At 44.5% G+C, this 1029-nt stretch carries 1 protein-coding gene; it reads left to right on the top strand.

Annotation, left to right across the window (positions count from 1 at the left end; all coding sequences use genetic code 11):
• The first annotated feature begins 334 nt into the window (after window positions 1-334).
• Window positions 335-970 (top strand): RNA-guided endonuclease InsQ/TnpB family protein, encoded by a 636-nt coding sequence (locus tag UYI_RS0131355; RefSeq protein ID WP_026086295.1) that lies wholly within the window; start codon window positions 335-337, stop codon window positions 968-970.
• Window positions 971-1029 lie beyond the last annotated feature (59 nt).

Below are 1029 nucleotides of genomic sequence, written 5' to 3'. Positions count from 1 at the left end.
TTTAGCTAGTTCGGGCAGAAGCCCCGCGCTGTAATCTTTGATTCAGCGACGAGATGAATGCCCGGACAAAGAGAGTGCGACCCCAGATTTATATCAAGCTTGTCTTGATGCAGGAACGGGGTCAGCGCTCTGTTTGTCTCTCTCTAGGCTTGGCAACGAGTCAATAAGCTCTTCGACCACTTGTGTCATCGTTTTATCAGTATGTGCAGCATATAAACGTAGCTTATTTAACCGTCTGTCAGATAATCGTATTCTTATAGAATTTGGCTTCATTTGTATCACCATTGTTGATACATTCATGCTAGCATGGATACATCAAAGAAGTGATAAACAAATGAGGACAGCATACCAGTTCAAGCTACGACCGACAAAGCAACAAGCCGAAGAAATAGACAGATGGTTGTCTATGCTTTGCGCTCAATATAACTATTTGTTGGCTGACAGATTTAATTGGTATGAGCAAAATCGTTGTCCAATCAATGCCTGTCCTCTTGTTTGTAGCTTTCCAGAGTTAAGAGATAACCCCGACTATTACAGTCAAAAGAAAACTTTACCTAGCCTCAAAAAAACACATCCGCATTACGGCGAGATTCACTCACAGGTTTTGCAGGATGTGGTCAAGCGAGTTAAGGTTACTTTTGACCGATTTTTGAGCGGAGATAGTAACGTCAAAGGACTTGTCATATCCAGACTAGCAAAGTCTGTGCATGATGCCGGATGGTCAAGCTTCCTGTCTATACTCACGAACAAAGCCGAGAATGCTGGTTTGTTGGTTATTGCTGTGAATGCTTCTGGCACTTCTCAAGACTGCTCTAGTTGTGGAGTGAAAGTTCCCAAGAAGTTGCATGAACGTTGGCACTCTTGTCAGTGTGGTTGCAGTCTCGACCGTGACCATAATGCAGCCATAAATATAAAAAATAGAGCGGTAGGGCATTCCGTTCTTAAAGCTCAGCGTCTCCGCGCGCAATAGCCGGATTGGCTGAGAAGCCCGCGCTGTACACGAAGTGTCAGCGTCGGGAGTATGTCACA

This window comes from Fischerella muscicola PCC 7414 (genome assembly GCF_000317205.1).
In the GTDB taxonomy this organism is placed as follows: domain Bacteria; phylum Cyanobacteriota; class Cyanobacteriia; order Cyanobacteriales; family Nostocaceae; genus Fischerella; species Fischerella muscicola.
Note: the sequence above shows the minus strand (reverse complement) of the source record. Positions and strands in the feature narration are given on the sequence as shown.